The 20,967-nt window shown below is 41.7% G+C and carries 24 protein-coding genes; 7 read left to right on the forward strand and 17 right to left on the reverse strand.

Annotation, left to right across the window (positions count from 1 at the left end; all coding sequences use genetic code 11):
• Nucleotides 1-24 precede the first annotated feature (24 nt).
• The 10 genes from FTU22_RS01615 to ubiG all read right to left on the reverse strand — a co-directional run bounded on the left by FTU22_RS01615 (nucleotide 25) and on the right by ubiG (nucleotide 8,369).
• Nucleotides 25-1,014 (reverse strand): aliphatic sulfonate ABC transporter substrate-binding protein, encoded by a 990-nt coding sequence (locus FTU22_RS01615; protein ID WP_180092626.1) that lies wholly within the window; start codon nucleotides 1,012-1,014, stop codon nucleotides 25-27.
• Between the two features lie 26 nt (nucleotides 1,015-1,040).
• The gene (locus FTU22_RS01620) at nucleotides 1,041-2,003 is read right to left on the reverse strand and encodes a sulfonate ABC transporter substrate-binding protein (RefSeq protein WP_180092629.1); all 963 of its coding nucleotides are present in this window, start codon (nucleotides 2,001-2,003) and stop codon (nucleotides 1,041-1,043) included.
• A gap of 337 nt (nucleotides 2,004-2,340) precedes the next feature.
• The gene (gene argA / locus FTU22_RS01625; protein ID WP_180092631.1) at nucleotides 2,341-3,693 is read right to left on the reverse strand and encodes an amino-acid N-acetyltransferase; all 1,353 of its coding nucleotides are present in this window, start codon (nucleotides 3,691-3,693) and stop codon (nucleotides 2,341-2,343) included.
• Between the two features lie 131 nt (nucleotides 3,694-3,824).
• Complete coding sequence (locus FTU22_RS01630) at nucleotides 3,825-4,235, reverse strand: RcnB family protein (protein WP_180092634.1); 411 nt, start codon at nucleotides 4,233-4,235, stop codon at nucleotides 3,825-3,827.
• 241 nt (nucleotides 4,236-4,476) lie between these two features.
• The gene (locus FTU22_RS01635) at nucleotides 4,477-4,887 is read right to left on the reverse strand and encodes an RcnB family protein (RefSeq protein WP_078193274.1); all 411 of its coding nucleotides are present in this window, start codon (nucleotides 4,885-4,887) and stop codon (nucleotides 4,477-4,479) included.
• A gap of 311 nt (nucleotides 4,888-5,198) precedes the next feature.
• Nucleotides 5,199-5,354, reverse strand: coding sequence for a hypothetical protein (locus tag FTU22_RS01640; RefSeq protein WP_180073336.1), 156 nt, complete (start codon nucleotides 5,352-5,354; stop codon nucleotides 5,199-5,201).
• Nucleotides 5,355-5,586: 232 nt separating this feature from the next.
• Entirely contained in the window at nucleotides 5,587-6,006 is a 420-nt protein-coding gene (locus FTU22_RS01645; protein ID WP_111885093.1) for a hypothetical protein, read from the reverse strand.
• A gap of 168 nt (nucleotides 6,007-6,174) precedes the next feature.
• Entirely contained in the window at nucleotides 6,175-6,924 is a 750-nt protein-coding gene (locus FTU22_RS01650) for a YciK family oxidoreductase (protein ID WP_180022987.1), read from the reverse strand.
• Nucleotides 6,925-6,960: 36 nt separating this feature from the next.
• On the reverse strand, nucleotides 6,961-7,659 hold the full coding sequence (locus FTU22_RS01655; RefSeq protein WP_180092637.1) for an HAD family hydrolase: 699 nt from the start codon (nucleotides 7,657-7,659) through the stop codon (nucleotides 6,961-6,963).
• Nucleotides 7,659-8,369 carry a bifunctional 2-polyprenyl-6-hydroxyphenol methylase/3-demethylubiquinol 3-O-methyltransferase UbiG gene (gene ubiG / locus FTU22_RS01660; RefSeq protein ID WP_078190637.1) on the reverse strand — a complete coding sequence of 237 codons (711 nt, stop codon included), beginning with the start codon at nucleotides 8,367-8,369 and terminating at the stop codon, nucleotides 7,659-7,661. Before ubiG ends, FTU22_RS01655 begins: the two co-directional genes overlap by 1 nt.
• 182 nt (nucleotides 8,370-8,551) lie before the next feature.
• Between ubiG and FTU22_RS01665 the strand changes: the two genes are divergently transcribed.
• Nucleotides 8,552-9,169 (forward strand): thiol:disulfide interchange protein DsbA/DsbL, encoded by a 618-nt coding sequence (locus FTU22_RS01665; RefSeq protein ID WP_111885097.1) that lies wholly within the window; start codon nucleotides 8,552-8,554, stop codon nucleotides 9,167-9,169.
• Nucleotides 9,170-9,229: 60 nt separating this feature from the next.
• On the opposite strand, the gene FTU22_RS01670 is transcribed toward FTU22_RS01665, so the two are convergent.
• Nucleotides 9,230-9,907: a TetR family transcriptional regulator gene (locus FTU22_RS01670; RefSeq protein ID WP_180022311.1), complete on the reverse strand. Its 678-nt coding sequence runs from the start codon at nucleotides 9,905-9,907 to the stop codon at nucleotides 9,230-9,232.
• A gap of 176 nt (nucleotides 9,908-10,083) precedes the next feature.
• On the opposite strand from FTU22_RS01670, the gene rph reads away from it, so the two are divergent.
• Entirely contained in the window at nucleotides 10,084-10,800 is a 717-nt protein-coding gene (gene rph, locus FTU22_RS01675) for a ribonuclease PH (protein ID WP_078193269.1), read from the forward strand.
• Between the two features lie 158 nt (nucleotides 10,801-10,958).
• Nucleotides 10,959-11,141: a hypothetical protein gene (locus tag FTU22_RS01680; protein ID WP_180092640.1), complete on the forward strand. Its 183-nt coding sequence runs from the start codon at nucleotides 10,959-10,961 to the stop codon at nucleotides 11,139-11,141.
• Nucleotides 11,142-11,240: 99 nt separating this feature from the next.
• On the opposite strand, the gene nadC is transcribed toward FTU22_RS01680, so the two are convergent.
• A complete protein-coding gene (nadC, locus tag FTU22_RS01685; protein WP_180092643.1) occupies nucleotides 11,241-12,086 on the reverse strand; it encodes a carboxylating nicotinate-nucleotide diphosphorylase in 846 nt (281 codons plus the stop codon).
• A gap of 184 nt (nucleotides 12,087-12,270) precedes the next feature.
• Here nadC and ampD point away from each other — a divergent pair, with 184 nt between their 5' ends.
• Both ampD and murJ read left to right on the forward strand, forming a co-directional pair.
• On the forward strand, nucleotides 12,271-12,843 hold the full coding sequence (ampD, locus tag FTU22_RS01690) for a 1,6-anhydro-N-acetylmuramyl-L-alanine amidase AmpD (RefSeq protein ID WP_180092646.1): 573 nt from the start codon (nucleotides 12,271-12,273) through the stop codon (nucleotides 12,841-12,843).
• Between the two features lie 86 nt (nucleotides 12,844-12,929).
• Nucleotides 12,930-14,471: a murein biosynthesis integral membrane protein MurJ gene (gene murJ / locus FTU22_RS01695; protein WP_180092649.1), complete on the forward strand. Its 1,542-nt coding sequence runs from the start codon at nucleotides 12,930-12,932 to the stop codon at nucleotides 14,469-14,471.
• A gap of 163 nt (nucleotides 14,472-14,634) precedes the next feature.
• On the opposite strand, the gene FTU22_RS01700 is transcribed toward murJ, so the two are convergent.
• Nucleotides 14,635-14,793, reverse strand: coding sequence for a DUF1328 domain-containing protein (locus FTU22_RS01700; RefSeq protein WP_005006601.1), 159 nt, complete (start codon nucleotides 14,791-14,793; stop codon nucleotides 14,635-14,637).
• Nucleotides 14,794-14,960: 167 nt separating this feature from the next.
• Between FTU22_RS01700 and FTU22_RS01705 the strand changes: the two genes are divergently transcribed.
• Nucleotides 14,961-15,413 carry a YcgN family cysteine cluster protein gene (locus tag FTU22_RS01705; protein WP_180036044.1) on the forward strand — a complete coding sequence of 151 codons (453 nt, stop codon included), beginning with the start codon at nucleotides 14,961-14,963 and terminating at the stop codon, nucleotides 15,411-15,413.
• A gap of 27 nt (nucleotides 15,414-15,440) precedes the next feature.
• Here the strand turns inward: FTU22_RS01705 and FTU22_RS01710 are convergent, their stop codons facing one another.
• Both FTU22_RS01710 and FTU22_RS01715 read right to left on the reverse strand, forming a co-directional pair.
• The gene (locus tag FTU22_RS01710; RefSeq protein WP_078193265.1) at nucleotides 15,441-15,917 is read right to left on the reverse strand and encodes a DUF523 domain-containing protein; all 477 of its coding nucleotides are present in this window, start codon (nucleotides 15,915-15,917) and stop codon (nucleotides 15,441-15,443) included.
• A gap of 20 nt (nucleotides 15,918-15,937) precedes the next feature.
• Nucleotides 15,938-17,734, reverse strand: a complete 1,797-nt coding sequence (locus FTU22_RS01715) for an EAL domain-containing protein (protein ID WP_180092652.1) — start codon at nucleotides 17,732-17,734, stop codon at nucleotides 15,938-15,940.
• A gap of 252 nt (nucleotides 17,735-17,986) precedes the next feature.
• Here FTU22_RS01715 and FTU22_RS01720 point away from each other — a divergent pair, with 252 nt between their 5' ends.
• Nucleotides 17,987-19,261 carry a replication-associated recombination protein A gene (locus FTU22_RS01720; protein ID WP_180008611.1) on the forward strand — a complete coding sequence of 425 codons (1,275 nt, stop codon included), beginning with the start codon at nucleotides 17,987-17,989 and terminating at the stop codon, nucleotides 19,259-19,261.
• A gap of 334 nt (nucleotides 19,262-19,595) precedes the next feature.
• Here the strand turns inward: FTU22_RS01720 and purC are convergent, their stop codons facing one another.
• Nucleotides 19,596-20,315, reverse strand: coding sequence for a phosphoribosylaminoimidazolesuccinocarboxamide synthase (gene purC / locus FTU22_RS01725; protein ID WP_078190626.1), 720 nt, complete (start codon nucleotides 20,313-20,315; stop codon nucleotides 19,596-19,598).
• Nucleotides 20,316-20,351: 36 nt separating this feature from the next.
• Nucleotides 20,352-20,957: a lipoprotein-34 precursor (NlpB) gene (locus FTU22_RS01730; RefSeq protein ID WP_078193263.1), complete on the reverse strand. Its 606-nt coding sequence runs from the start codon at nucleotides 20,955-20,957 to the stop codon at nucleotides 20,352-20,354.
• Between the last annotated feature and the right edge of the window lie 10 nt (nucleotides 20,958-20,967).

Below are 20,967 nucleotides of genomic sequence, written 5' to 3' on the forward strand. Positions count from 1 at the left end.
CTTGTATTTTTGATGGCTCGGGTATCAATGTGATGAAGGTATCCAAACTTGCTTTTGGACTTGAATGTTGTTTGGAATCAGTTGGACTTGTTTAAATAAGTCCGCAATATTTTGCTGTGCTTGTATGACCTCGGGTGTCAGCGAGCGCACAGGAGATGGTTTGGATCGGCGTGAAAAGGCTTGCGCAGCAATATTCTTTTGCAGCCCAGTGCTGTTTTGATAAATCTCTAAAGCCACATTTTGGTTCTTCACAATCCACTGATCGGAAGCGTCTAGGGCCTTTAAAAATTTAGCTGGGGCATCAGGGTGTGCTTGAACGACTTTTGGATTTGCCACATAAAATGAATAGGTCTTTGGAAAATCACCAGATTGAATCAGCACTTTAGCTTGAGCATCCAACTCCGCTGCAGATAAAAACGGGTCCCAAATGGCCCATGCATCAATTGATTTTTTATCAAATGCGGCTCGTGCATCTGCTGGTGGAATCCAAATTGGTTGGATGTCGCTCCACGTCAAACCGGCTTTTTCTAAAGTCTTGGCTAATAACTCATGCGCACTCGAGCCTTTTTGTACAGCAACGCGTTTACCACGTAATTCTTGAATGGTTTTGATTGAGCTGTCCGCTGGAATCACGACAGCAAGCGACTGTTCAGGCACCACTTCATAGCCAATATAATTCAGGTCTTTATTGGCAGCTTGGGCAAAAATAGGCGGGGTGTTGCCGACATAGCCATAATCCACCGCACCGACCGCAAGGGCTTCTAACATTTGTGGGCCAGCAGGGAACTCCTTCCACTCAATGTGAGCGCCGGGAAATTGTTGTTCAAAGAGCTTTTGTTCACGGGCAACCAGCAAATTTAAGGCTGATTTTTGGAAACCGATAACCAAGGTTTTTACGGCTGTTTCAGCTGGTTTTTCACGATCCTGCTGTGCTGTTTCTTGTTTTTGGCAGGCACTGAGTCCAAGGCCAAAAGTGGCTAAAGTCAGTATGGAAAATGTTCTTAGAATACGCATGGCATCGCCCTTATGCTGTGGTCGGCTTATTTGATAATGGCCGACTCAATATTTAATTTATTGGGAATTAATTTTTCGTTATAAAACGCATCAGCGACTTGCTGCTGCTCTTGCGCCACTTGTGTAGTAATCGGCGTCACTTGATTGCCTAAGCGTGAAATAGATGTTTTAAGTACATCTAGACCTAAGCCGGTTTTGCCTTCGAGTAACTTGGCCGCTTCATCTTGATTTTTTGAGACCCATTGCGTTGTCAAATTCAACTCATTCACCATAGCTTGCAGGACTTTTGGATTTTCCTGAGCAAATTTACGATCGGCCAAATAGAACTGGTAGTTCTTCACCAAGTTTTCGCCATTGGCAATGGTGCGAGCATTAAGTTGATGCTCAGCGGCAGAAAGGAACGGGTCCCAAATTACCCATGCATCAACGGCACCTTTTTCAAAAGCAGCTCGTGCATCGGCAGGCGGTAAATACACGACATTGAGGTCGCTAAATTTAAGCTGATTGGCTTCCAACAACTTGAGCAACAGGTAATGCACGTTTGAGCCTTTGTTTAAGGCCACACGTTTACCTTTTAAGTCCTGAATACTGTGAATAGCCGAATCTTTTTGCACAATTAACGCTTCAGCTTTTGGAACAGCAGGTTGGTTGGCAATGTAAACCAAATCGGTTTGAGCGGCTTGAGCAAAGATAGGCGGTGCTTCACCGACTTCACCAAATGACACGCTGCCCACATTGAGGCCTTCAAGCAGCTGTGGACCCGCAGGAAATTCCACCCATTTGATATTTACACCTTGGCTTTTTAAGGCTGTTTCTAAAGTTCCGCGTTCTTTTAAAATTGGCAATAAGCCATATTTTTGGAAGCCGATATTTAAGGTGACATTTTCTTCAGCCTCTTTTTTGCCACAGCCCGACATCATCATGGCACCCACAACCGCTGTAGACAGTACAAGTGTTTTTGTCCAAAGTTTTGCTTTGTGCGTACGCATGTGTTGCTCCTATAAAGGCCTAAAGTTGAGAACTGTTGATTTATGAACACATAAGCTAAAGAGTTTTCTTTTTCGAAAAAAATAAGAAAACTTAAATTTAAAATCAGGAAAAAAGATAAATAAAAATCAGCAAAAGTTATGAAAAAATATGATTTTATAAAAACATATAATGTTTCAATGTATTGTTTTAAGTTGTTGAAATTATTTTATTTATTTGGGTTATTTGAATGGCAGATATGGTTATTCTGTGGCTTGCAAAGTGATTTGAGGGTGTAGCCAATGGATTCGGCATAACCTTATGCAAAATAATGCTATTCAGCACATAAAAAAAGCCACTTTAAAGTGACTTTTTACAAACCAATGAGTTTCGTTGGTAGTTGTATAAGGCCTGACGGGCATTCGGTAAGTCATCGACACTGACTTGTTCAAAACCTTGTTCAAGGAACCAATGCGCTGTTCGTGTGGTCAAAATAAACAATTGTTCAATACCTAAATCTCGCGCTTTTTCTTCTAAATAATGCAAAATTTGGCTACCGCGATTCGATTTTCGATACCCCGGATGCACAGCCACACATGCGATTTCAGCAGAGCGTTTTTCATCCCCTGTGATAGGAATCGGGTACAACGCAGCACAGGCCAAAATCGTACCGTCACGTTCAATCACTGCAAATTGTCCAATTTCATTTTCCAAACGCTCGCGTGAGCGATAAACCAAGATACCTTCTTGTTCGAGAGGGCGTAACAGATTGATTAAGCCACCCACATCTTGAATATCGGCAGTACGCACTTCTTCATAATGCGCATCAGTGATCATGGTGCCAGAACCGTCACGCGTGAACAATTCTTCGATCAATGCGCCATCATAAGCATAGGAAATAAGATGAACACGGTGCACGCCTTGTAGGGAGGCATCTTTGGCAACGCTTAAATGCAGGGCAATATCGGGATTAGAATCTTGATATTGCAAAATATGCTGATCAAGTTGATGAGGTGTAATTTCGCGTTGTAGCTGCCCATGTTCATTGTGCAAACCGTGTTGTTTGCCCAAGAAAATCAACTTATCCGCTTTTAAACTGATCGCGGTTTTGGTCGCAACTTCTTCAGCCAATAAATTAAACACTTCTCCTGTAGTGGAATAACCTGTCGGCCCAAGCACCACAATATTTTGGCTCTCTAAATGACGTTGAATTGCATCGATATCGACGGAACGAACTTCACCAGACAGTTGAAAATCGATACCGTCACGAATGCCATACGGTTTTGCCGTGACTAAATTACCTGAGACCACATCAATGCGCGCGCCGTACATCGGTGAGTTGGCTAAACCCATAGATAGGAGTGCTTCAATTTGCAGACGAATGGAGCCGACGGCATTCATCACCGCAGGTAAGGATTCGCGCGTGGTGATGCGACGGTGATGATGAAATGGTGTCTTGATGCCGCTGCTTTGTAAATTATGATTGATTTGCGGACGGGCACCATGTACTAAAATTAGACGAATACCAAGCGAGTGTAATAAGGCAATATCGTGAATAATGTGTTGAAAATTTTCATGTTGCAGCGCTTCACCATCAAACATGATGACAAAGGTTTTGTTGCGATGCGCATTAATATAGGGTGCAGAATGACGGAACCAATGCACATACTGTAAGGTTGTGCTGGAAGATGGTTCAGTGATATTCGTTTGCATGCCTATGCCTGTTTATTCGCTCTGTTATGGATGATTCTAAACAAAAACATATGACAGCGGAAAGCAAATATAAAAAAACACCTGAACAGTGTTCAGGTGTTGGGAAAGGGATTTAAGAGATCGTCGAATGATTAGCCATTCTTAATGCGAATGATGCGATTGGTACGATCATTGACTAGCACGTAGTCACCATTGATTTTGTACCATTGTTGATAACGACCGGTGTTCGGTAAGCGGCGCGCTTCACGATCACTCACTTTGTAGCGGCTTGAATCGAAATAACGAGGAAAGCTTTGACCAACACGCCAATCGCGGCTTGGATTTACACGACGAAAGTCATTACGGTCGTAGCGATTATTGTCATAACGGTTGTTGTTATTCCAATTGCTCGGACGGTGATCTTTGTCCCAACGGTTGTCTTGATGTTGGTATGACGGATGGTAACGGCGGTCATCTTGACGATGGTCTGGCGCAGCAATGGCTGCTGTTGTTGCCATCAAAGCCGATACGGAAAGAACTAAACTCGATACGATTTTGTTCATGGGACACCTCTATACATTTCTAATCTGTTTTTCGATGATTCAAAATTAGCGAGAAAGTTCAGAGAAAGCGTGGGGGCAATATAGTTGAATTGTGAAATGTATGGAGGAAATTTGAAGGTGTGTAAATGATTTGAACGTTAGGCAGCATCAGCTTTTGCGGTTAAACATTAAAAAAACCTCATAAAAAAGCCCAGAGTTGATCTGGGCTTTAAAAATATGGCGAAATTAAATTCAAAACGGCTTACATACCTAAAATTTTCAGAATACTGTTACTATCTGAGTTGACCAATATGTAGTCATTATTGATTTTATACCATTGCTGATTACGCGATGGTTTAGGTAAGTTGTGGTCTTTATAATCGACTTTATAACCATTACCACGATAATGCTGTGGCATCACATAGCCCGTTTGCCATTTATGTTGTTGCAAACGTTTGACTCCACGTTGTTCACGCATACGGCGTCGATCTTCAAGATCGTCATCGTCCTGATAACCACGGAAATCACGATCTTTTTTCATTTGACCATATGCATTGCCGCGTGGGCCATCAAAGCCACGTTCATCGTTCTTGAAGTGAGGCGCTGCAGACGTGATGCTGCTTGCTATTAAAGCACTGAAAGAAATAGCCAAAATTGGCAAAATCTTTTTCATGTTCAACCCTCATGAGTAATTTATCTTCAATATCACTACTGTACGCATTAAATGCAGAGAAACTGTGAAGAAAGATGAATATTTCTTTAAATAAAACGAAGAGATTGCGGATATTATGCGATAAATTTGGCGCCGAGAACAATCTTTCTATTTTGAAAACGAAGGTCCGATAATGCGTTCTTTTTATCCTTGCAATTCAGCTTTGATTAAATTTGAGGTCTATTGTAAGCACGATCAAAACAGCCCATCAAGTCTTGACAGGCAAATGAGGGGAGAGATGAAAGACTGAAAATGTTGAGTAACTTCGGGTTTTAGTACCACTGCTCGTTTAGGCATTGGAGTGAATAAATTGCTTGAGCCACATATTCAGCTTGCTCGGCATCGTCCATTGCAGAGATCAAATTTTCAGTCAGTTGTAAGGTTTTAATTGAACGAATGGTTTCAATTTTGCGTTTTTGATCAGCCATTTGGGTCTCCTTGCCGTCGGTCTATGTCATGGCCAGCAGTCTATGCTTTTATACTTAATTTGAAAAACCGAATATTATTATAAAAATAATTTAAAAATACGATCAATGGCAAGTTGGGTAATGAAGCTGTCTATTGATCAAAGCTTGTTGAATTTCAAATGCTAATCTAAGGGTTTAAAAAAAGGGCATCAAATGGCCCTTTTTAGTTCTAAATGTGTCACTTGGAACGTAATTAGTATGCGTATTTCAGGTCGGTATAATCCGTTAATGATTTTTGAATATGAGCTTGAATAAATTCATTAATATCTTCAGGTGTCATTGCTGCACCTTGTTTGGTAATCACATGCTCAAACGGTGCTTGATCTTGCGCAATGATGCGATAAACAAAGTTAGTGATCACTTGAAAGCCTGCTTCTTGCTTTTGAATGCAAGTGACATAGAAATAGGCATGCTCAAAGTTTAAGTCAGTATGCGAAAAAATAAATTGTTCAAATAATTTTGCATTTTGACCGACATCTAAGCCCTTTAAATCGTCCACGATACTCGGGTCGAATTTCATGCCATATTTTGCTGAAATCGGTTGACCATCGACCAGTAGGTTAACCATGCCATCCTCAGTTGGAGTCACTGTAATATTGCTAAAGTCAGACATGTATCAATCCAATGTTTTTAAAGAATGCCCCAAGTATCGGCAAATTTGCTAAAAACTCAAGTCGACTTTCGCGTGGACACCGCGAAATCAGTCGGTTAATGATGTCTTGTAGGCATTCAATACATAAAAAAGGAAGCTCGCGCTTCCTTTTTAAATTGGGTTTTCACCCTATTCATCTTGGGCATCTATGCTGGCACCGGTTAAATGCAAGCTGTCGTCACCCATTAAATATAAATATGCAGGCATAATGCTTTCAGGCGTAGGCAAAGTTTTTGGATCTTCGTCTGGATACGCCTTTGCACGCATGGCAGTACGTGTTGCCCCTGGGTTAATGCAGTTGAAGCGAATATTCGGATGTACATTTTCTTTTGCGAATAAAGTGCTGACCGCTTCAATGGCAATTTTTGAAACCGAGTACGCGCCCCAACGTTCACGGGCTTCACGCCCCACACCTGAACTGGCAAAGACCACTGAGGCATGCTCAGATTTTTGCAGTAGGGGCATCAGCTCTTGAGTCAGTACAAAGGGCGCACGAAGGTTCACCGCCATGACATCATCCCAAACATCCACAGGATAATGTTCTAGTTCAGTTCGCTCACCCAAAATCCCTGCATTATGCAAAATGCCGTCTAGGCGACCAAATTGCTTTTCTAAGGTGTCGACCAATAGCTCATAGTCACGAGGAGAGGCACTAGACAGTTGTAGCGGTAAAATCGCCGGTTGGGGGGCACCCAATCCTTCAATTTCATCGTAAATCACTTCTAGTTTATTCAGTGTGCGTCCATGTAAAACCACGGTAGCGCCATGTAAGGCATAGCTGAGGGCAGCCGCACGCCCAATACCATCGCCCGCACCTGTAATCAGGATAATGCGATCTTTGAGCAGATCGGGGCGAGGTTGATATTCTGAATATTTCATCCGTACCTCCTCGTTTTATTGTGTTGTGTTCTATCGTTATAAAGTCGCTGTGTTGAGCGTTTTCGGTTTGATGACCAAATCATGAATGACTTCATGCAATTCAGCAACAGCCTTCACTATACAATCTGCATGCCAAGCTGTTAAGTCATCTTTGTGCTGTAAAGGTAAATAGCCATAAGCCGCAAGAATTGTGTACATCTGCGCATTACGACCGGCATCGATATCACGTGGATGATCACCGACATAGATACAGTCTTGAGCATCTAGATGAATGTGCTTGGCTGCTAAATACATCGGCTCTGGGTCTGGCTTGGTTTTACTGACATCGTCTGGGCAAACCAATACCGAGCAGCGTTCAGTTAAATTCAACGCTTTGAGCAACGCTTCACTGAGTGAACGCGGCTTATTGGTGACGATACCCCACGGAATTTGATGTTGTTCTAACTCTGCGAGTAGTGGATACATGCCTTCAAACAGATCGGTATCAACTGCAATATCAGCACCATACAGATCTAAAAAGCGTTGACGATGTGCCAGAAAGACAGGATCTTCAACGTCTAACTCTGGATAGACCAGTTTGACCATGGCACGCGCGCCTTCAGATACCTGTACACGAATGTCGTCAGCACTGACCACCGCAATGCCTTTGTCACGGCACATGTCTTGAATAATACGAATAAAATCAGCCGCGGTATCAATCAGTGTACCGTCAAGATCAAAGAGTACAGCTTTCATTAGGCTTCTTTCACCGTATGAACCATGTAGTTCACATCCACATTCGGTGCGAGCCAATAGCGTTTGGTAATCGGGTTATAATGTAAACCTGTCATATCTTTGAGTTTTAACTCGGCTTGACGAATATCATGAGCTAATTCTGAAGGTTTAATAAACTTGGAATAATCATGAGTGCCTTTCGCCAACATGCGTAAAACATATTCCGCACCAATAATCGCAAACAAATAGGCTTTAGGATTACGGTTAATGGTCGAGAAGAACACATGACCACCCGGTTTTACCAGCTTTTGACAGGCTAAAATGATCGAAGCTGGATCGGGTACGTGTTCGAGCATTTCCATACAGGTGACGACGTCATATTGACCTGCTTGCTCTTCTGCCAATTGCTCTACAGGTACTTGGCGATATTCAATATTTTGTACATTTTCTTGTTCGGCATGTAAGCGTGCAACATTCAACGGCGCTTCGCCCATGTCGATACCCAATACTTGCGCACCGCGACGTGCCATGCTTTCAGCTAAAATACCGCCGCCACAGCCCACATCTAATACTTTCTTGCCAGTGATACCATTTGAATGCTCATCAATCCAGTTCAAACGCAGGGGATTAATCATGTGCAAAGGGCGGAACTCAGAATGCTGATCCCACCATATGGCTGCGAAAGCTTCAAATTTGGCAATTTCTTGTGGATCAACATTCAATTGCGACATCGGTTGCACCTCAATCAAGTCTTTATATTTTAGAAAAAAGTTTATGGGAGTTAGTGTAGCGCGTCCTGAAAAAAAAGCGATAAAAGCCTTAAAAAAGTTCACAGAATGAAAACGAAATCGACAGATTTGATTTATAGTGTTGCCATAAACTAATCATAATGATTTTGAGGACGATAAGTTCAATGAAAAAATTCCTTTTAGGCACGATTACAACAGCTATTTTGGCTTTTTCTGGCAGTGCGATGGCAGCGCAATTTGTCGCGGGGACTGATTACACAGTTATTCCAAAACCGATTAAAGTCGAACGTCCGGGTAAAATCGAAGTCCGTGAGTTCTTTTGGTATGGCTGCCCACATTGTTTTACATTAGAACCGCATATGCAAACGTGGTTAAAGCAATTGCCTAAAGATGTACGTTTTGTCCGTACACCTGCAGCAATGAATCCACTTTGGGAACAAGGCGCGCGTGCTTACTATGCATCGGAAGCACTGGGTGTTCGTCAAAAAGCACATTTACAATTGTTCCATGACATTCATGTGGGTCAAAAAAATATCTTAGAACAAGGCGCATTTGCTAAGTTCTACACCCGTTATGGTGTTCCTGAAGCGAAATTTAACAGCACATTTAAATCATTTGCTGTGTCTTCAAAAATTGCTCAAGCGAAAAGCTTAGCGGCTCAATATCAATTGAGCGGCGTGCCTGCGATTACCGTCAATGGTAAATACATCGTACAAGGTGAAGATGCACGTACCGTTGAAATCGTGAAATTCCTTGTTGATAAAGAACGCAAAGCGAAATAACAGATGTCATAAAAAAGCCGCACTCGATGCGGCTTTTTTTATGACGGTACATTTTGCGTTTTAGGTCGATAAATTTTGCGGATCAGCGATTTGAGCCAAAGATCGATCCCAATGTAAGATGCCACGAAATAAGAGCTGAACTTGAGTCTGAGCTTGGCGGCGAAATTGTTGTAGCGCATCCGTACGTTGTGGAAGGTCAATATGTCGATGTAAGTCAATCCACTGCATTGCCCAACTTAAGGCCAATTCAAACAAAATTTGTCCCAATACTTTGAGGTCTTGTTCGGATTGAATGTGTTGAGTCGCTTCAACTTGAGCCAGTGCATGGGCCAAATCAGTACTGAGAAAATTAAATTCACGTGTAATGGCTTGTCTTAAGGAAGCTGAACCACCCCAACGCTCTGCAATGAGAAACATCCATGCCTCAGGAAATTGCTCAACGGCATGAAATAAATAATCCAGACTCTGTCGTGTACGTGCATCGGGTGCTTGAAAGCATTGCTGACTCAGTTGATTGAGTACATTACGAAGGTGCAGGGCCATTTGGTCGACCAGTTCCAAACCGAGTTCGTCCATGTCCTGAAAATGACGATAAAATGCAGCGGGGACCAAGCCAACATGACGGGAAATTTCGCGTAAGCTCAGACTGCTAAAAGAACGGCCTGTGGTACTCAATGCAAGCGCTGCATCAAGGATAGCTTTACGACTTTGTTGCTTACGTTCTTCCCGTATCGACATGCAATTCGTCCTGAATATTGCGTGGCTTCAGTCTAACAAATTTCCTGATGACGTACGACGGTCCTATCAAAACTTGGTTGAATGGATTTTGTAAATGCACACGAATGCGTCCCGAATCTGGCTGTACCTTCTGTTATAATGTACCGCAATCAATTTTGTCAGATTAAGGACTCATTATGCGTATCGACCAACGAGCATTAGATCAATTACGTGAAGTAAAAATTACCCGTAACTACACACGTTATGCGGAAGGTTCTGTATTGGTTGAATTTGGTCATACAAAAGTTCTTTGTACTGCAAGTGTCGACAACTCAGTGCCGCGTTTCCTTAAAGGAAAAGGTCAGGGTTGGGTGACTGCTGAATATGGCATGTTACCTCGTTCAACACATACACGTACTGACCGTGAAGCGGCACGTGGTAAACAAAGCGGTCGTACTCAAGAAATTCAACGTCTGATTGGTCGTAGCTTACGCGCGATGGTCGATTTGAAAAAATTGGGTGAAAATACCATCAGCATCGACTGTGATGTGATTCAGGCAGATGGCGGTACACGTACAGCATCAATTACAGGTGCAGCAGTTGCCTTGGTTGATGCAATGAATGTCTTGCTTGAAAATAAAAAAATCAAACAAGATCCGCTTAAAGGCTTAGTTGCAGCTGTTTCTGTAGGTATGTATCAAGATGAAGCATTACTTGATCTTTGCTATGAAGAAGATTCAAACTGCCAAACTGACTTAAATGTGGTCATGACACAAGCAGGTGAGTTCATTGAACTTCAAGGCACAGCTGAAGACAAACCATTTACGCGTGCACAGTGTAATGAAATGCTTGAATTGGCTGAAAAAGGTATTCAAGAGTTGATTAAGAAACAACAAGAAGCTTTGGGTTGGTAAGATTTACTCAAGCTTAAGTTGATAAAAGCACCTTTGGGTGCTTTTTTTATTTTTAAGTTAGATAAGTAATATCAACTGACGAATTAAAACTAAAAAGCGCTATTGTTGGCAGCAAAGTTTCAGCACAGTGTGAAGAACACAATAACAAGGAGAAAATAATGAAAGCGTTATTGATCGGGTTTTCATTATTGGGATTTTTAGCGATAAGCGCTTGTGATGGTTCTAATTCAAAGGATGAGGATAAAGAGCGCTCTGTTTTTTCATCAGATCGTGATCATGATAATGAGCAAAATGATGATGATCGTGATGCCAAAGCTGATCAGGATCAGGATGAAGACTGAGAAGAGGATTCAAAAGACAAAGATGATGATTAAAAGGAATCGTATTAAAAAGGGTGCTGATGAGCACCCTTTTTTAAATGGATTGAATTTTGGTAACGTTTAAGCATTAAAGCGCATAGACAGGTCAATTGCTTTCACATCTTTGGTTAAAACACCCATCGAGATATAATCGACCCCAGTTGTTGCCACTTCACGTAAATTTGCAATAGTGATATTGCCTGAGGCTTCAAGTTTGCAGCGACCATTCACATGTTTGACGGCATCAATCATTTGTTGCTGACTAAAGTTATCCAACATCACAATATCCGCACCTGCTTCTAACGCTTGGTTGAGTTCATCCCAAGTTTCGACTTCAACTTCCACAGGTTTACCCGGAGCAATGGTATGCGCTTTAGCAATAGCTTGGCTAATGCCACCTGCTGCCATGATGTGATTTTCTTTAATTAAAAACGCATCAAATAAACCTAAGCGATGGTTTTGACCACCTCCGACAGCAACTGCATATTTTTGTGCAATACGTAGGCCTGGTAAGGTTTTACGGGTATCGAGTAAACGAGTATTCAAACCTTCAAGCTGCTGGACATAGGCAGCAGTTTTAGTCGCTACTGCAGATAATGTTTGTATAAAATTTAAGGCTGGACGCTCAACCGTGAGTAAACTACGCGCAGAACCTGCTAATTTTAAGAAAGCCTCACCTGCTGAGACACGTTCCCCATCATTTTTTAACCATGTGACTTGTACACTTGCATCAAAAGTTTGAATGAGCGCATTGACCCACGGTTGCCCTGCTAGCACCATATCTTCACGACTAATAATTGTTGCGGTCGCTTGTTCATCTTCTGGAGTTAAAAGGGCAGTGATATCGCCTTCGCCAATATCTTCTTGTAGTGCGTGTTGAATATTGATTTGGATAGATTGTTCAAGCAAAGATTGCGATATGCTCATAAGAAATTCCGTATCTTTTTAACCCGAGAAAATGTGCGCGCTATATTAGCATTGTTCATGAAAAATGAGCGATTTTTAACAGCAATCACAAACATGAATTGAGAAATATCAGTGAAAGTTTTAGCATGAATGCCTTTAGGCTCTGATCTAAAATTCACGAGCAATTCAGACTCAGGATCACTTTATGTCACAGGTAACTACATTTCGGGTTCAGGATGGGCAACTTATCGGTGCACGGCAAGTTCCATCACCGAACTTTAATCAGCGTCCCGCAGATACCGAAATTCAGCTTGTTGTCATTCATAATATTAGTTTGCCACCTTCTCAGTTCGGCGGTGGTTATATCGAACAATTTTTCCAAAATCAGTTGGATTGGTCGAAACATCCCTATTTTCAAACTATTGAAGGGATGCAAGTATCGACACATTTATTGATCCTGCGCACAGGCGAAGTTCTACAGTTTGTCAATTTTAATGATCGAGCTTGGCATGCAGGTCGCTCAACCTATTTAGCACAAAAAGAATGCAATGATTATTCGATAGGCATCGAACTCGAAGGAAGTGATGATTTACCTTTTGAAGCTGCACAATATGCCGTGCTGACCGAGGTCGTGGCGTGTTTACAACAGGCTTATCCTAAAATTCAACAACATATTGCAGGGCATTCAGATATTGCACCGGGACGTAAAACTGATCCAGGTCCATTTTTTGAGTGGAACACTTTTCGTCAACAGCTGCATCATTTTAAAAACAAATAAACAATACATACTGCGTTTAATAAACCAATGAAATTCCTTGACGAGTTTCATTACAATAGGCGCACTTTCAAAAGTGAGAAATACCGATGGCGCTTTGGCGTTCGACAGTCATTGTCAGTGCAATGACTATGTTGTCCCGTGTATTGGGACTGGTACGGGATATTGTCCTGTTAAATGTATTTGGTGCAGGTAAAGACTTCGATACCTTCGTGGTTGCCTTTCGTATTCCTAACTTTTTTAGGCGCTTATTCGCAGAAGGGGCATTTTCACAAGCCTTTATTCCTGTATTGACTGAATATAAAACCAGTCGAACCCATGCCGAAGTCCAGATTCTGATTAGCCGTGTTTTTGGCTGTTTAGGTCTGGTGATGACTAGTTTGACGTTCATCGCGATGGTGGCGGCACCCGCGATTATTTATATCTATGCACCGGGTTTCCATGGTGATGCAGACAAGTTTGCGTTAGCTACCGATATGTTCCGCCTAACGATTCCTTACTTACTGTTTATGTCTTTAACGGCATTTGCCAGCAGTATTTTGAATAGTTATGGCTCATTCAGTACACCTGCGTTCGCTCCAGTGTTACTCAATGTCGCGATGATTGCCGGTGCGCTGTGGTTAACCCCTTATATGGCTGAGCCAATTATGGCTTTGGGTTGGTCTGTTGTCGCGGCAGGATTCTTGCAATTGGCGATTCAGATTCCAGAGCTGTGGCGTAAAAAATTACTGATTCCACCGAAAGTTGACTTCAAACACGAAGGTGTTGATCGCATCATGAAGTTGATGCTGCCAGCACTGTTTGGTGTCTCAGTGACGCAGATTAACCTACTGTTGAACACCATTTGGGCGTCTTTCATGCAAGATGGTTCAGTATCATGGCTATATAGTGCTGAACGTATGACCGAGCTACCTTTAGGTTTGATTGGGGTAGCTATTGGTACCGTGATTTTACCGTCATTGTCTGCACGCCACGCTGAACAAGATCAGGACAAATTCCGTCGTATGATTGATTGGGCAGCTAAGGTCATTATCTTGGTGGGTGTGCCTGCCAGTATTGCGCTTTTCATGCTCTCTACACCTATTATTCAGGCCTTATTTGAACGTGGTCAATTTAGCTTTGAAGATACACAGATGACCGCATTGGCATTGCAATGTATGAGTGCCGGTGTGATTTCATTCATGCTCATTAAAGTGTTTGCACCAGGGTTTTATGCGCAACAAGATACCAAAACTCCAGTACGTGTAGGTTTAATGGCGGTCGCAGCCAATGCCATTCTTAATGTGGTGTTTATTGGATTCTTTAAACTGATTGATTGGCATGCTGAGCATATGGCTTTGGCATTGGCATCATCGGGTTCCGCATTAGTGAATGCAGGGATGCTGTATTTCTATTTACATAAGCGCAATATTTTCCGTTTTGGGGCGCATTGGAAAAAATTGGTGATTCAGTTTGCGATTGCCAATGCTGTGATGATTGCTGCACTGTGGTACGGCTTAACATGGTACAACGGTGATGTGTCTGCGTGGATGCGTGTCGCGGAAGTGATCATCTTATGTGTGATTGGTGTTGCTGCTTATGGTATCGCCTTAATTGCAACAGGCTTTAGACCACGTCATTTAAAACCATAAAGCTAAAACCATATAACGTAGTAAGTTTACGTGGATGTAAAAAAATAAGAGCTCATAGGCTCTTATTTTTTTCATTGACACTCAAGATGATAAAAACGTACGTTTCTTATCCATGAGTCTAAGGGGGGGAATTTGTAGTTTAAAACGACATACAATCCGTCGCCTAAACTTTTCCTCGAGAGAGGAAACCAACAATTGCAAGGATAACTGCAATAACCAAAAGAATAACAGCAAAGTCTTTGGATAAGCCTGCCACACCACCAAAACCTAGCAGACTCGCAATCAATGCAATTACAGCGAAAATAATAGCCCAGCGGAACATAGTTTTATCTCCATGTGATTTTTTATTCTGTATGCCCATTATAAGAGGCTAAAAAAACCTACTATGTAGTCTTTTGTTTATTTAATGTTCAATATTCGGTAACTTAAACAAAGAATTAATGTGCAGGTTCAGTTAATATGCCTGCCACCTTTGTTGCGAGCGAGAAGATGACCGATACTCTACGCCCACATTTTTGGAAAAAGCATGCTTTGACTGAACTCACCCATTTGGAGTGGGAGTCACTCTGTGATGGTTGCGGGCTTTGCTGTTTAATTAAGCTTGAAGATGAAGATACTCATGAGGTTGCCTACACCAAAGTGGCATGCAAACTTTTAGATTGTGAAAAGGCATCTTGCTCCGATTATCCAAATCGTCAATCACATGTTCCAGACTGTATACAGCTGACGCCACATCAGATTCACCAATTTCATTGGCTACCACCGAGCTGTGCTTATCGTAGAATTTCTGAAGGTAAAGATTTACCACGTTGGCATCATCTAGTGACGGGAAATCGTGACAGTATTTTGAAAGCACGAAAGTCTGCCGCAGGGCGTTGCATCAGTGAAGAAGACGTCAACCCTGATGATATTGAAGATTATATTGTACGTTGGGTACGCTAAAGGACACAGATACGCTCAATTTTGGATCTAGAGTTGATCTTGTATCATAGCCAGAAAGTCTTGTTCTGACAGAACCTGAAAACCGTGCTGTTTGAGGAGTGCTGTGGTTACCCCATAGCCTTCAATTTTCGTACGGGTAAAGCTGCCGTCATAAATATAATGGCTGCCGCAAGACGGGCTGCGATCTTTCAAGACAACAACATCAACTTTGTGTAATTGGGCCAATTCTAACATTCGTTGAGCACCTGCAATAAATTCAGCACTAACGTCTGTCCCCAAAACATCTTTAACTTGAGCTGTACCATTGAGCACATCAGTGGCTTGACCATTTTGAATTTCTGCAGGAAAACGTGGACAGCTAAGGCCGCCCATCATTTCTGGGCAGGCCGTAATGACTTGGTGAGTCTGCATCAGTTGGCAAATCGCTTGTTGTGTATTTGATTTGGCATCATAACGAACGGGTTGGCCTGCCAGACAGGCACTGACTAAATACTTCAGTGTCATCGTGTCTTGCTCCACAAGTTTTAGTGACTCAAAAGTTCCATCGCATGGTCATAACTGAGCGGACGATAAAAGTAAAAACCTTGTCCAGTATGACAATTACATTCTTTTAAGGTATCGACCTGTTCCGGTTTCTCTATACCTTCGACTAATATATTCAGGGAAACACTCGCACCAATTTGTGTAATCGCTTTGACAATGGCAAGTGCTGAACAGTCGGTATGCATGCGTTCCACAAAATTACGGTCTATCTTAATACAGTCGACAGGGTAATTACTCAAACGTGTTAATGATGAATGACCTGTACCAAAATCATCTAGAGAAATGTGTATGCCATGCTCTTTTAATAAATGGAGAGCGCGAATCACATAATTTGAGCCACGTTCTGACAGGCTTTGCTCGGTAATTTCGACCTCAATAATGTCTGGTGATATACCAAACTGCTTTAAGCGATTCAGTAGTTTTTCCGCATAATCATCACGTAAAAATTCGACAGGTGCAGCATTTATTGAAATCGGTAGCGGTTGCAGTCCAAGTTCAATCCATTTTTGAATATCTTGAAAGATTTTAATTTGCATTGTTTCACTAATGCGTGAAGCCAATTCATAATCTTGAAATGCAGCAAAAATTTGAGAAGGTAATTGTAATTGTTGGTCTTTATCATACCAACGTAACAACGCTTCAAAGCCGATAACTTGACTGTCAGACAGACGAACTTTGGGTTGATAAAACGGAATAATTTGATTGGACTTAATCAAGCTGCGTGCAAGCGTTAATTGGCGAGTAGTATTTTCAAGGGTTTTGAACATAGTATGGTTGAACATTCGTACACCACCACGACCACTGCTTTTTAAATCATTTAGCGCAATATCAGCACATTTAAGTAAATTGGAGGTATTTTGTGCATCGCGAGGGTAGATCGCACAGCCAATACTCATACCAATATTGATAATTTGCCCATTATAGAAAATGGGCATGTCCATTTGCTGACAGGCGATGCTGGCAAAATTCTGTAATTGTTGTTGCGATTTTAAATTTGGAATAGAAATGGCAAATTCATCGCCACCTAAACGTGAAACTACAATATTTGTATCAAAACATTGCTGAAAACGCTGCCCAAGGGTATGCAGTAAATGGTCTCCTGCACTATGACCTAAGGTGTCGTTAATATGCTTAAAATAATCTAGATCGATTAATAACAAACCCAGTTGTTGCTGATGTTCTCGCGCCACTTTTAATTGGCTTTTAAATACTCGACTAAACGCACGGCGGTTTAATAAACCTGTTAAATCATCTCGTTCAATGATGCGTTGAAGTTTATTTTCTGCAAGTCGCTGTATCGTAATATCACGTGATACACAGAGGATTTCTTTGACTTGGCCATATTCGTTGAATACTGGGCTGAGCATATTATCCCAATAAGCCAAGGGTTCATCTGCTACTTGGCTCATGCCGACAAAGCGAGATATTTTACCTTCTTTGGCTTCGGCAAAAGCATTCAAACACGCGTCACGGACTTCTTCAGGCAGTAATTTATGCCAAGACATACCAAACTCAGTTTCAGTTGGAGATACGCCCAGAGCTAAACATCCCGCGCGGTTCATATGCAGAACATGACCGTCTAGACTTAATAATTTTATACAGTCGACACTGGCATCTAACATTTGATTACGACTATTCAGTTTTTCTCGTAATTCAGCGAATTGATTATCTTGTAATTGTATATTCTTGGCTTGGGGCATTTTTTGAAATAAATTTATAGGTAGATCAATGCCTTGTTGAACTTGAACGATTCGCTTTTGCTTTGTTGATTGCTTCATACAATCTGTCCAATTGGGTCAGGCAAGTCTAAAATGGGATATCTTGCCGATGATACTTTAATTTGATCAATAAGGGCTAGGATGTCTTGTTACATTATAGTTAACATTCGCCTAAGCTTTTTTACATGCAAGATACTTAAATAACGACATTAAACCACCCTCCTAAATTGAATACCGAATAAAGCAAAGATTCTGCCAAGGCAGTGTTAGAATAGAAAAAACGTCCCCAATTGCCGGAAACGAAATAATAAGATGTCAGACAGCCAAATTCCTCTTCCTGAACGCATGCGTCCACATGATTTATCTCAAATTATTGGACAAGATCACCTTCTGGGTGAAGATGCACCGTTACGCCAGATGATTGACCAAGGGCATTTGCCATCGATTATTTTTTGGGGACCCCCGGGTGTAGGTAAAACCACAATTGCATTGTTGTTAGCGCAGGCCGTTGACCGACCATTTATTAGTTTATCTGCGCTCAATACTGGGGTGAAAGAGTTACGTGAAATCATCGCCGATGGTGGAGATTTATTGACACCTGTGGTGTTTATTGATGAAATTCATCGTTTTAATAAGTCACAACAAGATGCCTTACTGAATGCAGTTGAAAAGGGCAAAATTACCCTGATTGGTGCAACCACAGAAAACCCTTCATTTGAAGTTAATAATGCCTTATTGTCGCGTTGTCAGGTGTATACCTTAAATGCTCTGGATAATGATGCAATTCAGCGCTTATTGGATCAAGCCATTCAGCAAGATTCGTTTTTAAAAGAGCGTTATATTCAAATCGAAGAATATGAAGCTTTATTTCAATTTGCCGCAGGTGATGCTCGTAAAGCATTAAATCTTTTAGATTTAATCGCCAGTACGTTTGAGCCAGACTTAGAAAATATCATTAACAATGCGGTGGTAGTCAAAGTTGCGCAGCAAAATATTGCACGCTATGACAAATCGGGCGAACAGCATTATGATCTAGTTTCGGCTTTTATTAAGTCGATTCGAGGCAGTGATCCAGATGCCGCTTTGTATTGGATGGCTCGAATGCTCAAAGGTGGTGAAGATCCTGTTTTTATTGCCCGTCGTATGTTGATTGCGGCATCTGAAGATATTGGCAACTCAAATCCAAATGCTTTACTGTTGGCTGGAGAATGTTTCCGATCTGTGCAGGCAATTGGTATGCCTGAATGTCGAATCATTTTGGGGCAATGTGCGGTGTATTTGGCAACCAGTGCTAAAAGTAACAGTACTTATTTGGCCATCAACAAAGCCTTAGATTTGGCAGAAAAAACCTCGAATCTACCTGTGCCACTACATTTGAGAAATGCACCAACCAAATTGATGAAAGAGCAAGGCTATGGCGTGGACTATTTATATCCACATAATTATCCTGAACATTTTGTCATGCAAGACTATATGCCGCCTGAACTGAAAGGCACTAAGCTGTATGAGTCTGCACGCAATAAACGTGAAGTCGAAGGTGAGCGTTTGCAGCAACGCCGTTGGATGCAACAACAACAGCAACAATGATTTGAATGATTATAGTGGAAAGGCGCTTCGGTGCCTTTTTTATGTCTATTTCATGCAAAAAAAAGCCCAACTCAAGGCGAGCTGGGCTGAAAAAATAGGATGTCTTTGGGAAGATACATCCTAGAGGGTAGATGGAAAATCTGGTCGGCATACACATTGGAAACTTATAGATCCTCGTGCTGCCTAGTATGTAGCTATCTTAGTGTGAACGTAGGTAAATGTGAAACAGAGGATTTTTATGGTTAACATTTGTTTTTTCGATCATGGATTAATCGAGTAATATTTAATTAAAAAACCGAGCTAAAGAGCTCGGTTTTTTAAATCGATGAACGATTTAGATATCAGAAAGGTCGATACCTAAACGTGCAGCAACTTCTTCATAAGCTTCAACCACACCGCCTAAACCTTGACGGAAACGGTCTTTATCGAGTTTTTTCTTAGTGTCTTTGTCCCATAGACGGCAGCCATCTGGAGAGAATTCGTCACCCAGTACGATACGGTCGTGGAACACACCAAATTCAAGTTTAAAGTCAACAAGCAGCATGTTGCCTGCATCGAATAGACCTTTAAGTACTTCGTTTACTTTGTAAGTCAATTCTTTCATTTGAGCGAGTTGTTCTGCAGTCGCCCAACCTAATGCAATCGCTTGTGATTCATTCACCATTGGGTCGCCTAACGCATCGTCTTTGAAGAACAATTCGAAAGTTGGCGGAGTAAGTTCTTTACCTTCTTCAACGCCTAATCGACGGCAAAGTGAACCTGCTGCATAGTTACGAATTACGCACTCTACAGGAACCATAGTCAATTTTTTCACTAAAACTTCAGTTGGAGAAAGAAGTTTTTCGAAATGAGTTTCGATACCAGCCGCAGCCAATTTTTCCATGATAAAGGCGTTAAAACGGTTGTTCACCTTACCTTTGCGATCCAGTTGTTCAATTTTTTCACCGTTGAATGCAGAAGCATCGTCACGGAAAACTAGGATGAGGTGGTCAGAACTATCTGTTTCATAAACAGATTTCGCTTTACCAGTATAGAGCAAGGTTTGTTTTAACATGAGGGAACCTTTTTCGAGAAAAAATGCCTAGTACGACTAGGCTGGCCAATTTTGGTAAATCTGAGCTAACAGATCTGCAGCTTTTTCTTTGTCTGCAAAACTGTTATCGGCATTGAACACAGCGATGTTATTGCTTGAACCTACAGAAGAAAGTCTTAAGACATAGGTCTGCTGATCGACCTTGACGGTTACTTCGTAACGGTTTTTGCTCTGACCAACAATGGTATGGTTAAGGCTGCTGAGGGTAGCAAGTGTGTATTGCCAAATTGTAGCAGAATTTCCTTCAACTTTGATCAGTGGATTTTGATTTCCATCCACCAATAGTTGAGGGCGGCTAATATTTGTACTGTCTGTTGAGGAATCTGCAACGACATTATTTTTTTCCGCGGCTGGACGCGGAAGGGCATAGCGATTGCCGCGCTTATTTTCAAGCTTTGGTGCATGCTCAATTGCTAGTGGGTCAACAGATGGAGCAGGATACAAAGGCGTTGCAGGACGAACCATCGACCCTTCAGGGTATTTCAGCGGTTCAACATCTGTGGTTTGTTTATAGTCCAGTGTGCCATTATTAAAGGCAAGTGAACTACAACCGGCTAATGTAAATACTGAAAGTGCCAGGCTAAGTCCTAAACGTAATTGCATGATGTTTGCT

Source organism: Acinetobacter sp. YH12076, assembly GCF_013419525.1.
In the GTDB taxonomy this organism is placed as follows: domain Bacteria; phylum Pseudomonadota; class Gammaproteobacteria; order Pseudomonadales; family Moraxellaceae; genus Acinetobacter; species Acinetobacter amyesii.